The following is a 12343-nucleotide window of genomic DNA, read 5'->3' as shown; positions in this document are numbered from 1 at the left end:
TCGCCTCCGTTCACACGTGTGTGGGCAGCTCGATGTCGACCCGGGTCGGGCCGCCGGCCGGACTGTGGACGCGCATCCGGCCGTCCACGACGGCGATGCGGCGGGCGAGGCCGGACAGGCCGGGGCCGTCCGGGTTCGCCCCGCCGATGCCGTCGTCCCGGACGGTCAACGTCAGGCGCTCGCCGGATCCGGCGACGCCGAGCCCGACGCGGGTCGCCCGGCTGTGTTTGGCCGCGTTCGCGAGCAGCTCGGAGGCGCAGAAGTAGGCGATGGTCTCGATGGCGGGCGCCGGGCGGTCGGGCAGCTCGACGTCCACCGCGACCGGGATGGCGCTGCTCGTCGCGAGTGTCGCCAGCGCGTCGCCGAGACCGCTGTCGAGGACCGGCGGGTGGATCCCGCGCACCAGGTCGCGCAGGTCGGCGAGGGCCTCCTTAGCTCCGCGGTGGGCGAGCGCGACCAGTTCGCGAGCCTGGGCGAGGTCGGGTGGCGGGCCGTCGGCACCGAGCTTCTCGGTCGCCATGCCGAGGTTCATCGCCAGCGTGGCCAGCCGGATCTGCGCACCGTCGTGCAGGTCCCGTTCCAGCCTGCGCATCATCGCGGCCGCGTCGTCGATCGCGCGGGCCCGGGTGACCTGCAGCTCGCGTACCCGCTCGGCGAGCCGGCGCGGCCCGAGCAGCCGTCGCATCGCGGCGACGTCCAGCGCCGTGCCGGCCCGCATCAACCACGGTGCGACCAGCAGCATGGCGAGGCCGGCCGCGGCGATGACGAACGCTCCGGCGAACGTCCGCGCGCCGATGGCGCCGAACGGCGTCAGCGCCCACACCGGTCCGAGGCTCGTTCCGGCCGGGTGGTTGCGGAACAGCGGCCACCACACCGGGTAGCTGAGGTTGACGAGGCCGAACACGTAGCAGAACGCGCCGTAGCCCTCGGGGATGGCCAGTGGCACCTTGAGCAGGCCGTACCCGACGGCGCGCCAGCCCGGTCCGTCGGCGACCACGGCGCTGATCCGCTTCGAGAGCCGGGGCGGCGGGGCGTCCACGTGCACCTCGAGCAGCCGGTCGGCGAGTGTGCGGTGCACGGCTCCCATCGCGCGCCCGATCGGGGCGGCCAGCACGACCAGGAGCGCGACGGTGAGCGGGAGCAGGACCAGGAACAGCGGTGCGACGGCAGGTGCGGGCTGCTCCGACATGGCTCCGGTCGCCCAGAGGACGAGGGCGCCCAGGGCCGGCAGGATCGCCGGCACGCTGAGGATCGCGGCCGCGCTGACCACGCCGGCGACGCAGAACACCGCCCGGCGCAGGGCCAGCGTGGTGAACGGGGCGCGCAGCGCGGTCATCGGCCCATTGTCGCCGGTCACGCGTCGCGATGGCGGAGCAGCACTCCGCCGGACAGGATCGCCACCGCCGCGTACCCGCACATCAGCAGCGCGCTGATCCAGCCGTTGAACAGTCCGGGTACCGGAGTGGTCACCGCGATCGAGTTGAGCAGCATCAGCAGCGGGACGAAGCGGCCGACCTGGATTCCGCTCTCGCCGAACAGGCCGGCCACGATCATCGGGACGAACATCAGACCGAACAGCGTGCCGATGGCGGCGCCGGAGTGCCGCACGATCGTGCCGATGCCGACCCCGATCAGTGCGGTGACGCCCAGGTACACGCCGGTCAGCACGACCGCGCGCAGGATCGCCGGGTCACCGAGGGATGCGGCCGGGATGGCGGTGCCGCGGATAGCGAGCTGCCCGCTCAGGTAGCCGGCGAAGCTCGCGGCCTGGCCGACGCCGAGGGCCGCGCCGCCGCACACGGCGGCCTTCGCGGCCAGGACGATGCGACGCCGCGGGACGGCGGCGAGCGTCGAGCGGATCATCCCGCTGCCGTATTCGCCGGTCACCATCAGGACGCCAAGCGCTCCGAGGAGCAGTTGGGCCACGATGGCGCCGCCGAGGCTGTTGTTGAGGATCTGGGCGGCGGTGGCGACCGGGGTGTGCGATCGGTACCCGAGTCCCACCCCGGCCCCGGCCGCGGCCATCGAGAGCACCGCGGCGATCGCCAGCCACCACGTCGACCGGACGCTGCTCAGCTTGATCCGCTCCATCCGGGCCGCGTGCCGGAATCCGTACCTGTTCATGACGCTCCCACTCCGCGATAGTCGGTGGTTCCCGAGGTGAGCCGGAAGAACGCGTCCTCCAGGCTGTCGTCGCCGGCGGCGAGTTCGGCGACGGTCGTCTCGGCCAGCAGCCGGCCGCGGCCGATGACGACCAGCCGGTCGGCGGTCAGCGCCATCTCGGCGATCAGGTGGCTGGACACGAACACCGTCCGGCCCTCGGCGGCGAGGGCGCGCAGCAGGTCCCGGATCCAGCGGATGCCCTCCGGGTCCAGTCCGTTGACGGGCTCGTCGAGCAGGAGGACGCCCGGGTCGCCGAGCAGGGCCACCGCGACGCCGAGCCGCTGGCGCATGCCGAGCGAGTACGTACCGGCACGCCGTGTTGCCGCGTCGGACAGGCCGACGATGCGCAGCACCTGCTCGACCCGGGAACCGGGGATGTCGTTGCTCGCGGCCAGCGCGGTCAGGTGCGCACGGGCGCTGCGGCCGGGGTGGAACGCCCCCGCGTCGAGGAGCGCACCGACCGTCTTCAACGGCCAGCTGAGGTCCGGGTACCGGACGCCGCCGATCAGTGCCTCGCCGTGGTCCGGTGCGTCCAGGCCGAGGATCATCCGCATCGTCGTCGACTTGCCGGATCCGTTCGGGCCGAGGAAGCCGGTCACCACCCCTGGCTTGACCCGGACGCTCAGCCCGTCGACGGCGACCCGGTCGCCGTAGCGTTTCGTCAGCTCACGTAGTTCGATCATACGATCGACGCTAGGCAGCGCCGCCGGCGCTCAGAAGCCGGAAACCCTCCGACTCCGCCTGGGGGTTTCCACCCCCAGGCGTCGTGGGGATGTCGCCGTCACCTGTCAGCCTGGCGGACCATCGCGTCTCTCTCGGGGTCCGGCAGGAGCTCCCGGACCTCCTGTGCGCAGCGGCAGGCGGTGGCGATCTTGGCGGCCCACTCCAGCGCCTCCTCACGGGAGGCCACGTCGACGACCACGAACCCGCCGATGACCTCCTTGGTCTCCGGGTAGGGACCGTCGGTGACCATCCCGTCCGTGGCCACGACGCTCGCCTGCTGGCGTTCGAGCCCGGCACCGAACACCCACACACCGGCGTTGACGGCCTCCTGGATCACCGCGTGCGCGGCCTTGCCCACGTCGGGCAGCTCCTCGGCGCGGATGTGGTCCATGGCGCCGTCGTTGAACGAGATCAGGTACTGCGGCATCTGCTGGCTCCCTTGTCCCGGCGGCCTTCTCCGGCGGCCGCCTGTCACCCGTGCTACGAACGGCCGGCCCCGGATCCGACGCTATGCCAGAAGAATCTTGGCACGGGACCCTCCGCCGCTCGGCGCGCCCGGATCCTGGCCGGCCGGGGTCAGCTCAGGGCGGCCACCTTGCGCAGCAGCACTGAGCGTTCGCGCTGGTTGGCGCACAGCCGGGCCGCCAGCTCCAGCTCGGCGCGCGCCTCCGGTCGCCGTCCGAGCCGGGCCAGCAGTTCCCCGCGTACGGTCGGCACCAGATGTGAGCCGGGGAGCCGGTCCGCGGCGATCAGCTCGTCCACGATGGCGAGGGCCTGCCCCGGGCCCGAGGCCATGGCGACGGCGACGGCCCGGTTGAGGTCGACCACCGGCGAGGGCGCGACCCGGCCCAGCGCCTCGTAGAGCACCACGATCCGGTCCCAGTCGGTTGCCTCGACCGAGGGCGCCGACGCGTGGGTGGCGGCGATCGCGGCCTGCAGGCCGTAGGGGCCGAGGCCGCGAGCCGAGGCCTTGGACAGCGCGGCCAGCCCACGGCGGATCGCCGAGACGTCCCACAGCCGCCGGTCCTGGTCCTCGAGCAGGATCGGTGAGCCGTCGGGGGCGGTCCGGGCCGGGAAGCGCGCGGCCGTCAGCTCGCACAGCGCGAGCAGGCCGTGCACCTCGGGCTCGTCCGGTTGCAGCGCCGCCAGCGTACGGGCCAGCCGGATCGCCTCGTACGCGACGTCGGGGCGCAGCAGCCGGTCGCCCGCGGTGGCCGTCGACCCCTCGGTGAAGATCACGTAGAGGACGCTGAGCACGCCGCCCAGCCGCTCCCGGCGCTCGCCGGCCGGCGGCAGCTCGAACGGCACCCCGGCCGCCGCGATCGTCTTCTTGGCCCGGGTCACGCGGGCCTGCACGGTCGGCACGGGCACGAGGAACGCGCGGGCGATCTCCTCGCTGGACAGGCCGCCGACCACGCGCAGGGTCAGCGCCACCCGGGCCTCCGGGGAGAGCACCGGGTGGCAGCTGACGAACATCAGCGCGAGCACGTCGTCGTCGATCCTGTCGGGGTCGACCTCCTCGTCGACCGCCGAGTCGACCGCCGAGTCGACCGCCAGGTCGGCCGCGAGCAGGGCGTACCGGTCCTGGAGGGCGGCCCGGCGGCGGATCGCGTCGATCGCCCGCCGCCGGGCCGTGGCCATCAGCCAGCCGGCCGGATTCGCCGGAGCGGCAAGTGGCCACGACTCCAGCGCCTCGGCCACCGCCTCCTGGGCCGCGTCCTCGGCCAGCCCGAAATCGCCGGTGAACCGGGTCAGCGCGGCGACGATCCGCGCCGACTCGATCCGCCAGACGGCCTCGACATCGGCCGTACCCATCAGCTCTGGCCGGTGCTCTCGCGCCCGGCCCGGTCCCGGACGTTCACTCGCCGACCTGCGGGACCTCGTCGCTGCCGGGCACCCGCCGGACCTCGATCTTGGAGCCGCGGGCGGCCGGGACCCGCTTGGCCCACTCGACGGCCTCCTGTTTCGAGGCGACGTCGAGCAGGAAGAAGCCCCCGAACAGTTCCTTGGTCTCGCCGTACGGCCCGTCCGTGACGACCGGGGCCTCGCCGCTGAAGTCGACCACGACGCCCTGGCGTGGATCGTCCAGGCCTTCCGCCGCGAGGAGGACGCCGGCCTTGACCATCTCCTCGATGAACTGGCGGGTCGTGGCCATCATCTGGTCGATGTCGGCCATCATGGCCGCGTTCGACTCGTCGGTGCCTCGCATGATCAGCAGGTACTTCGGCATCGCGTGCTCCTCGTTCGGCGCGGCCGCCTCTCGGCCCTCGCACCCTAACGTCGAACGGGTCGCCCGCGGATCGACACGGCCCCGGAGAAATCTGTCGCCGCGGCGACGGTCTGGAATGCTTCGCCCATGCCTTCCTTCCCGCCCACCTTCGCCGACCAGGTCGTCGCACAGCCGGCCCAGGCCCAGTTCGAGGCGTTCCTCGACGAGCACCGCGGCGCGCTCAACGCCTGCTTGGACGGGCTCACCGAGGAACAGGTACGCCGATCATTGGTGGCCTCCGGGACCACGCTGCTGGGTCTGGTGAAGCACGCGACCTTCGTCGAGAAGGTCTGGTTCGACGAAGCCGTCACGTGCCGGTCGCGCGCTGAGATCGGCATCCCCGAGGTGTCGGACGAGTCGTTCATCCTCGATGCCGACGACACGATCGCCACCGTCCAGCGGGCACACCGCGAGGCCTGCGAAGCGTCCCGCCGTGCGACGTCATCCCTGGATCTGGACGACATCCTGCCCGGGCACCGGCGGGGCCCGGTACCACTGCGCTGGGTGTATCTCCACATGCTGCGCGAGCTCGCCCAGCACTGCGGGCACGCGGACATTCTTCGGGAGCAGCTCGTCAACGGGTAGTGCGCGGACGCCCATGCCGCCGACGCCCAGTTCGGCGCCAGGACGAAATGGGGTGGCCTCGCCGGCCCGTCCCGCCCTACCGTCCAGCTGGATCTCCTTCGCCGACCCACGCACAGAGGACTTCACCGCGCGTGACACCGCCTGCTCGCTAGACCTGACACCTCCCGCATCGGTCGCCGACGTCGCCGTCGGCTCCTTTCCCATGCCTTCCGTCAGGTCTTCGGAGAGATATGTCTACGCGTCCTCATACCGTGCTGTCCTGGACCCTCCGGCGCGCGCGCCTTCCCCTGCTCGCGTTCGGCTGCGTCCACTGCCATTCCAGCCTCCGGCCCGTCCAGCTCCCGGTCGTCGTCGACGACCTCGCGTCCGTTCGCCCCGAACGGCTCATCGCTCATGGGGTCGGGCATCAGCCGCGGGGAGACCGCTCGCCGCACCAGGATCGGTATCCCGCGGTCGTTCCTCCTGCACCGGGCCGCCGCCGTGGGCCCGAGCCGGGGCGAGGAGCACGGTGGCCGTGCCCCGGTCTGCATCGCGCGGCAGTCCGCGCGTGGTCGCTCCGCACCGGGCGCGAACCAGCGTCGGGGCCGGCCCGACACCGGCGACGACGGTGAGCCTCGGGTGCCCACGTCCGGACGTGCCGATGAGCGCGCACGTCCGGATGTGGGCACCCGCCCGCCGAGAAACCCGTTGCGAGTGGCCGGCACCGGAGATCTGGTTGACCGGCCACCGATCACCGGAGGGAACATGACGCCCGTGCCGCTGCCCACCCCCACGCTGCACACCACTCGCCTGAGACTGCGCCCCTTCGACGACGCGGATGCGAACGACCTCTTCGCGCTGCACAGCAACGCCCGCGTGCTGCGCTACTGGGACGCGCCGCCGTGGAGCGACCGCGGGCGCGCCGAACGGTTCATCGCGTCCTGCCGGCAGATGGCCGAGGAGGGCACCGGCGCGCGGCTGGCCGTGGATCGCCACTCCGACGGGGCGTTCATCGGCTGGTGCAGCCTGAACCGGTGGAACCCGGACTACCGCAGCGCAGCGCTGGGCTACTGCTTCCACGAAGCAGCGTGGGGCCACGGCTACGCGACGGAGACCGGGCACGCGGTGCTGCGCTGGGCATTCGACACGCTGGACCTGAATCGCGTCCAGGCTGAGACCGACACCCGCAACCTGGCCTCTGCCCGCGTCTTGGAGAAGCTCGGGTTCGTGCGTGAAGGCACGTTGCGGGAGGACTGCATCGTGAACGGCGAGGTCTCCGACTCGTGGGTCTACGGGCTGATCAGGCGGGAGTGGCGGCCCTCGGCCGAGCTCTGACGGGAACGAACACGGTCCGGCCAAGCCGTCTGCTTGCACCGGCGGCCATACTGACCGTGCTGTCCCGGGGTCTGACCACGAAGGAGGTGGCCGCCGTGCCGCTCGGTCGGCTCCACCATCTGATCGTCGACTGCCCGGATCCGATGGTCACGGCGCGTTTCTGGAGCGCGGTCCTCGGCGACCCGATCACCTACGCGGACGAGGACTTCGTCGTCGTGTCGGCCAGCACGTCGGCGTCCGGGCTGGCGTTTCAGCGCGCCGCCGACCTGACGCCGCCCACGTGGCCGGAGCCGGCAGTCCCGCAGCAGATGCACCTCGACGTCATGGTGGACGACCAGGCGGCGGCAGCGGAGGCAGTGCTCGCGCTGGGCGCGCGACCGCTGCCCGGCGATCACGTCTACGCCGATCCGGCCGGCCACCCGTTCTGCCTGATCAGACGCCCGACCTGGGCGCCACCCGTGAACTGAGCTCCGCCCCGGCTCGTGCCGCAGGACCGGCGAGGCCCACCTCCCGGCTCGACGTCCATCGGCTGGTACGGGGTCCTCGGTTCGCCATTTCGGCTGGTAGAACTGCATCGGCTGCGCAGCAGCCTGGGCCACCGCAGTCCCGCCGACCACGAGGCCGCCCCGGCGGTCCGACCACCACACCGATGGTGTCCGCCACGGCGGAACGAGCTCAGAGCACAGGAGTGTCAGTACGGATGGACGGATCTGCAGGCAGTCCGTGGGCGGTGACCGGTCTGGATCCACTGGCCGGGCGGGTGTTGGAGCATTTGGTGGCCGTGCCGTCGGCGGATGTCACCGAGGTGGCCGCCGCGGTCGGGGTGTCCCCGGCGGAGGCGGGGCGAGCACTGCGGCACCTGTCGGACTCCGCACTGGTGCTGCGGATCGACGGCACGACACCGCGATGGGCGGCCGGGCCGCCACGGTCATCGCTCAGTGCGCTGCTGGCCCGGCGGCGGGCCGAGCTGGCCCGCGTCGAGGGCATCGTGGAGCGGCTCCACGAGGTGTACGAGGCGGTGTCCGGGCCGCGCGCCGCGCACCTGGTGGAGGTGCTGGAGCGCGCGGACGAGGTGCCGGCGCGCTACGGGCAGCTGCTGAAGGGGAGTTCGGTCGAGATACTGCATCTGGCCAAGCCGCCGTATGTGACGGCCACGCAGGCGCCCGTCGGCGAGTCGGGAGTGGCGCCGGGGGTGCGGCTGCGGTCGGTGTACGAGACGGACGGGTTCACCGACGCGGTGTCGCTCGAGACGGCGCTGCGCGGGACGGGTCAGGGCGGGGAACTCCGGCTGGCGTCCGGGCTGCCGGTGAAGTTGGTGGTGTTCGACCGGGCGGCGGCGCTGCTGCCGGTGCGCGGGGACCGGCCGGCGGCGGGTTCCCTGGTGGTGCACTCCCCCGCGCTGGTGGTGGCGCTGGTGGCGCTGTTCGAGAGCGTGTGGGAGCGCGCCGAGCCGGTGTCGCTAACGAGCCTGCACGGCGGGGCGGCCCCGAAGGGCGGTCTGACGACCGTGGAGCCGGATCGGCGGACATGGGAGATCCTGCACATGATGGCGACCGGGATGAAGGACGAGGCGATCGCCCGCGTGCTCAAGGTGAGCCGCCGTACCGTGCAGAAGCATGTCAGCGACGCGGGTGCCCTGCTCGGCGCCCGGACCCGGTTCCAGATCGCGCTGCTTGCGGCGGAGCGGGGGTGGCTGAAGGAGCACGACGCCGCGCCGGGACCGCTGTGAGGGGGTCCCGGCGCGGCGTCGTGCGGCGCGCCTCCTAGCCGGGGCTCACGTGCAGGACTTGGCCCCCTTCGCGTACGCCAGGCCGAAACCGCCCGCCGACGAGTCCATGAAGATCACCTCGCGTCCCGTGCCCGCTGTGGCGAACATCTGCGCGCCCGGGCTGCACGACGCCGGGCCGACGTACGTCCCGTCGAAGGTGTACTGCTTGAGCTTCGGGTTGAGCGCGTTGTCCGGGTAACCGCCGGTCGAGAGCCAGAGGTCCGCCGGGGCCTCCTCGGTGACCGTGAGGGTCGTGTCGGACAGCGTGAGGACGTCGGCACGGATCGCCTGCGGGGAGTTCTCCTCGAAGAGCAGGTGGCTGGTGCCGGTGGCGAAGTCGAAGAGCCGCACGGAGTCGTTGAACGTCCCCTGGCTCCACTCGCCGTCGACGTAGCGGCCGTAGTCGCGGTTGATCACCCAGGCGACGCCGGTGCCGGACACCTGGGGGTAGCTCATCGTCTCGGCGCCGGGGTCGCCGCCGGCGAAGGTCGTCCTGCCCGTCGCGATGTCGTACACCTCGACGCCCAGCGACCACCAGTTGCCGTTGGCGTCGGGCTGCGGGTAGTCCTCGTACCGGACATACGAGATCTTCCCGTTCCGGACGCTCGGCGCCGTCGCGTTCCCGAGCCAGTCGGGGTGCGCGAGCGTGTGGACGGTCCGCGAGCTGCCCTGCAGGTAGCGCACGACGTCGCGGTACCCCTGCTCCGGGTCGTACTGGCTCCAGGTGACGACGGTGCCGTCGAAGGCCAGGCCGTCGATCCGGTACGGGGAGCTGTAGAGCTCCTCGACGTCGCCGCCACCGACGGGCGCCGACAGGATGCGGTTGGTCTCCCACGTCGGCGAGTCGGGGTCCACCGCGATCGACAGCCACACGACCCGCTTGCCGTCGGTGTGCGGGAAGCTGTGCGGGTTCCCGTCGTTCGGGGAGATCCGGTACGGCGTGACCTTGCCGTCGGTGCGGCCCACCCAGATCGACGGCGGCTGTGTGTGGTTCGCGTCCGACCGCGGCACGGTGAACCAGCCGCCGGCCATGCTCGCCTTCATGTCGCTGTACATCCCGGTGTTGAGCCGGTCGACCAGGAGGTCGGTGTTCTTGCCGTACAGGTTCGCCTTCCACTTCGCGGTGATCCCGCGCGAGTCGAACGCCGCCCGTACCACCTTGAGGTCCTTCTGGCTCAGGCCGGAGGACTTGGCGGCGGCGAGCACCGCCTCGCGGGCGTCGACGAAGTCGGACATGGGCGTGAGGTAGTCGGTGAGCGCCCGGTAGACGATCTTGTCGGCGACCGCGCCGCCGAACGCCTGACGCAGGTCCCACAGCGCGCCGGACACGATCGTCGAGTTGAGGTGCACGCCGCCGTCGTCCATTTGCGGCGTGTCCATGAGGTGCTGGAAGTCCGCCGTGGTGGCGCCGTCGTCGAGGTTGCGCAGGGCGCACTTCGTGGGCGTCAGGGTGCGGCAGAGGTCGCCGCCGATGAGGCTCGCCTCGGGGTCGGACATCGGCGTGCCCGCCGCGTCGAGGTCGATGGCGTTGCCGAAGTAGTCGGCGATCGCCTCGTTGAGCGCGCCCGGCTGGCCGGCGTAGACGAGGCTGGCGGAGTTCTCCACCACGCCGTGCGTCATCTCGTGGCCCACGACGTCCGGGTCGGCGGCCAGCGGCAGGTACTCGTCGTCGCCGCTGCCGTACACCATGCGGGTGCCGTCCCAGTAGGCGTTGACGAACGGGTAGCCGCCGTAGGTGATGCCGACGATCGAGTTGATCGGCATGCCGTCGTCGTCGAGGCTGTTGCGCCCGAGCTCCGTCTGGAACCACTCGAACACCTTCGCGGCGTCCCAGGCCGCGTCCACGGCGCCGGCGTCGGTCAGGTCGGCGCCGAGCGTGCTCGACGGCGACGCGAACGGGCCCACGCCCTCGGGCAGCTGGCCGTCGAGAAGCTCGTAGTAGTCCCGGCCCCGAGCGTCCCAGGTGGTGATCGGCACCGTCCGGCCGTCCGGGAGGGTGTGGGTCTGGTCGATCATGAGGTAGGGGCCCGCGTCGTCGATCCGGACGAGCGGGAGCGGCACCGTGGCGCCGTGCAGGCTCCTGCCCTCGCCGACGACCGGCGTCGTGCCGTTGCCCGACGGGGGCGGCTCCGACACGGCGCGCGGCGCGACGCCGGTCCCGGCGGCGGCGAGGGCGGCGGCCTGCTGCGCGGTGGCGAAGGTCTTGATCCGGCTGACGCTGAGCAGCGTCACCCCGTTCGTCGCGCCCACGTACACGTCGCGGAGCACGGGCTGGCCCGTGACGACGTCCTTGCCCTTGACGAGCACGTGCCGCGCGAGCACGCCGGTGCCGGTCGGCATGACCACGAGTCCCTGGTCGGTGCCGCTGAGGTCGGCGTGGGCCGCGTCGGGCGTCGTGCCGCGCCGCGGGGTGCCGGCCACGACGGCCGCACCGGGGTGCAGGCTCTTGCGCACGTCCTCGACCGCTCGGGAGGTCGCGACGTCCGCGGGAATCGGGGTGGCCGTCGTGTCGACGTCGAGGTCCGTGAAGTAGCTGCCGGACGTGCCGGTCACCGCACGCTTGCCGGCCTTCTTCTCCATCCGCACCACGTACTGGGCGCCGAACACGGGCAGGCCCTTGTACTTCTGGTTCAGCCGGACCGTCTCCCGCGTGCCCTGCGTGTCGACGCTCGCCGTGGTGAGCGTGCCGGCCGGGTCGGCGATCTTGTAGCGGTCCTTGTGGCCCGTGAGGTGGGCCTTGGCGGCCTTGTCCGGTGCGATCGTGGCGTCGACCGGTTCGGCCAGGTCGTCCACGAGCGCGGGGGTGTCCGTGGCGGGCGCCACGGTGGCCGGGACGGACGCCTCCGCGGCGGTCGTCGTGCCCGTCGGCGACGGGGTAGCCGCGTTCGCGGCCTGGGCGGTTGTTCCGAGGAGGGCGGCCGCCGCCAGGATGGCGAGGGCGGGTGGTGCCTTGAGTCTGCGCATCTGTTGCTCCTGCACGCTGGTCCAGCGCCCGGCCGGCTCCTTGCGGCACGGGATTCGATCACCATCACCGCGTTGTCGGCACCGGCACAAGAACGACTTTGCGCACCTGCACAAGTCAGAAGCCCCGCGCGGGGCGATGCGCGAGCGAGCGGCGCCGGTTGGCCGGCGCCGCTCGCTTCGCTTCAGAGGGTGGTTTCGCCGGGTAGGCCGAAGTAGTCGTGCCATTTGGTGCTGGGGGCGAAGGTGGTGCCGGTGGACAGTGCGACGTAGACGTCGTTGGTGGTGGTTTTGGTGAAGACGATGAGGTCGTCTTTGCCGTCGCCGTTGGCGTCGCCGAGGTAGGGGAATTCGCCGGTGAGGCAGAAGAAGTCGTGCCATTTGACGGTGGTGCCGGTGAAGGTGGTGCCGGTGGAGGTGGCGGCGTAGACGTCGGCGTCGGGGTTGCAGGTGAAGGTGACGATGTCGTCTTTGCCGTCGCCGTTGATGTCGCCGACGCGGGGTTGTTCGGTGCCGACGGCGAACAGGTCGTGCCATTTCTGTGGCGGGCCGAAGGAGGT

General features: G+C 72.0%; 12 protein-coding genes. 4 read left to right on the top strand and 8 right to left on the bottom strand.

Going from position 1 to position 12343, the window contains the following annotated elements:
• Nucleotides 1-10 precede the first annotated feature (10 nt).
• From GA0070214_RS00060 to GA0070214_RS00035, 6 genes are all read right to left on the bottom strand, one after another.
• Nucleotides 11-1336, bottom strand: a complete 1326-nt coding sequence (locus GA0070214_RS00060) for a sensor histidine kinase (RefSeq protein WP_091259722.1) — start codon at nucleotides 1334-1336, stop codon at nucleotides 11-13.
• Between the two features lie 17 nt (nucleotides 1337-1353).
• Nucleotides 1354-2124 carry an ABC transporter permease gene (locus GA0070214_RS00055; RefSeq protein ID WP_139141721.1) on the bottom strand — a complete coding sequence of 257 codons (771 nt, stop codon included), beginning with the start codon at nucleotides 2122-2124 and terminating at the stop codon, nucleotides 1354-1356.
• Nucleotides 2121-2846, bottom strand: coding sequence for an ABC transporter ATP-binding protein (locus GA0070214_RS00050; protein WP_091257694.1), 726 nt, complete (start codon nucleotides 2844-2846; stop codon nucleotides 2121-2123). The genes GA0070214_RS00055 and GA0070214_RS00050 overlap by 4 nt, the downstream gene beginning before the upstream one ends.
• 98 nt (nucleotides 2847-2944) lie before the next feature.
• Nucleotides 2945-3313, bottom strand: a complete 369-nt coding sequence (locus tag GA0070214_RS00045; protein ID WP_091257692.1) for a YciI family protein — start codon at nucleotides 3311-3313, stop codon at nucleotides 2945-2947.
• A gap of 149 nt (nucleotides 3314-3462) precedes the next feature.
• Nucleotides 3463-4701: an RNA polymerase sigma factor gene (locus GA0070214_RS00040; RefSeq protein WP_091257690.1), complete on the bottom strand. Its 1239-nt coding sequence runs from the start codon at nucleotides 4699-4701 to the stop codon at nucleotides 3463-3465.
• A gap of 43 nt (nucleotides 4702-4744) precedes the next feature.
• Nucleotides 4745-5116, bottom strand: a complete 372-nt coding sequence (locus GA0070214_RS00035) for a YciI family protein (RefSeq protein WP_091257688.1) — start codon at nucleotides 5114-5116, stop codon at nucleotides 4745-4747.
• Between the two features lie 126 nt (nucleotides 5117-5242).
• On the opposite strand from GA0070214_RS00035, the gene GA0070214_RS00030 reads away from it, so the two are divergent.
• The 4 genes from GA0070214_RS00030 to GA0070214_RS00015 all read left to right on the top strand — a co-directional run bounded on the left by GA0070214_RS00030 (nucleotide 5243) and on the right by GA0070214_RS00015 (nucleotide 8783).
• Nucleotides 5243-5740, top strand: coding sequence for a DinB family protein (locus tag GA0070214_RS00030; protein ID WP_091257686.1), 498 nt, complete (start codon nucleotides 5243-5245; stop codon nucleotides 5738-5740).
• A 744-nt stretch (nucleotides 5741-6484) separates the two neighbouring features.
• Nucleotides 6485-7054, top strand: coding sequence for a GNAT family N-acetyltransferase (locus GA0070214_RS00025; RefSeq protein ID WP_091257683.1), 570 nt, complete (start codon nucleotides 6485-6487; stop codon nucleotides 7052-7054).
• 86 nt (nucleotides 7055-7140) lie between these two features.
• Nucleotides 7141-7521 carry a VOC family protein gene (locus tag GA0070214_RS00020; protein WP_091259720.1) on the top strand — a complete coding sequence of 127 codons (381 nt, stop codon included), beginning with the start codon at nucleotides 7141-7143 and terminating at the stop codon, nucleotides 7519-7521.
• A 233-nt stretch (nucleotides 7522-7754) separates the two neighbouring features.
• Nucleotides 7755-8783 carry a LuxR C-terminal-related transcriptional regulator gene (locus GA0070214_RS00015; protein WP_091257680.1) on the top strand — a complete coding sequence of 343 codons (1029 nt, stop codon included), beginning with the start codon at nucleotides 7755-7757 and terminating at the stop codon, nucleotides 8781-8783.
• 45 nt (nucleotides 8784-8828) lie between these two features.
• Here the strand turns inward: GA0070214_RS00015 and GA0070214_RS00010 are convergent, their stop codons facing one another.
• Both GA0070214_RS00010 and GA0070214_RS00005 read right to left on the bottom strand, forming a co-directional pair.
• Complete coding sequence (locus GA0070214_RS00010; RefSeq protein WP_139141720.1) at nucleotides 8829-11786, bottom strand: M4 family metallopeptidase; 2958 nt, start codon at nucleotides 11784-11786, stop codon at nucleotides 8829-8831.
• Between the two features lie 182 nt (nucleotides 11787-11968).
• Nucleotides 11969-12343, bottom strand: a 375-nt coding sequence (locus tag GA0070214_RS00005; RefSeq protein WP_208602599.1) for an FG-GAP-like repeat-containing protein, incomplete at its 5' end; no start/stop codon positions are given.

The sequence above is a fragment of the Micromonospora chaiyaphumensis genome (assembly GCF_900091435.1).
GTDB lineage: Bacteria > Actinomycetota > Actinomycetes > Mycobacteriales > Micromonosporaceae > Micromonospora > Micromonospora chaiyaphumensis.
Note: the sequence above shows the minus strand (reverse complement) of the source record. Positions and strands in the feature narration are given on the sequence as shown.

Coding starts and splice junctions, on each gene's coding strand:
- GA0070214_RS00060 (WP_091259722.1), bottom strand. CDS start 1,336: ATGACCGCGCTGCGCGCCCCGTTCACCACGCTGGCCCTGCGCCGGGCG.
- GA0070214_RS00055 (WP_139141721.1), bottom strand. CDS start 2,124: ATGAACAGGTACGGATTCCGGCACGCGGCCCGGATGGAGCGGATCAAG.
- GA0070214_RS00050 (WP_091257694.1), bottom strand. CDS start 2,846: ATGATCGAACTACGTGAGCTGACGAAACGCTACGGCGACCGGGTCGCC.
- GA0070214_RS00045 (WP_091257692.1), bottom strand. CDS start 3,313: ATGCCGCAGTACCTGATCTCGTTCAACGACGGCGCCATGGACCACATC.
- GA0070214_RS00040 (WP_091257690.1), bottom strand. CDS start 4,701: ATGGGTACGGCCGATGTCGAGGCCGTCTGGCGGATCGAGTCGGCGCGG.
- GA0070214_RS00035 (WP_091257688.1), bottom strand. CDS start 5,116: ATGCCGAAGTACCTGCTGATCATGCGAGGCACCGACGAGTCGAACGCG.
- GA0070214_RS00030 (WP_091257686.1), top strand. CDS start 5,243: ATGCCTTCCTTCCCGCCCACCTTCGCCGACCAGGTCGTCGCACAGCCG.
- GA0070214_RS00025 (WP_091257683.1), top strand. CDS start 6,485: ATGACGCCCGTGCCGCTGCCCACCCCCACGCTGCACACCACTCGCCTG.
- GA0070214_RS00015 (WP_091257680.1), top strand. CDS start 7,755: ATGGACGGATCTGCAGGCAGTCCGTGGGCGGTGACCGGTCTGGATCCA.
- GA0070214_RS00010 (WP_139141720.1), bottom strand. CDS start 11,786: ATGCGCAGACTCAAGGCACCACCCGCCCTCGCCATCCTGGCGGCGGCC.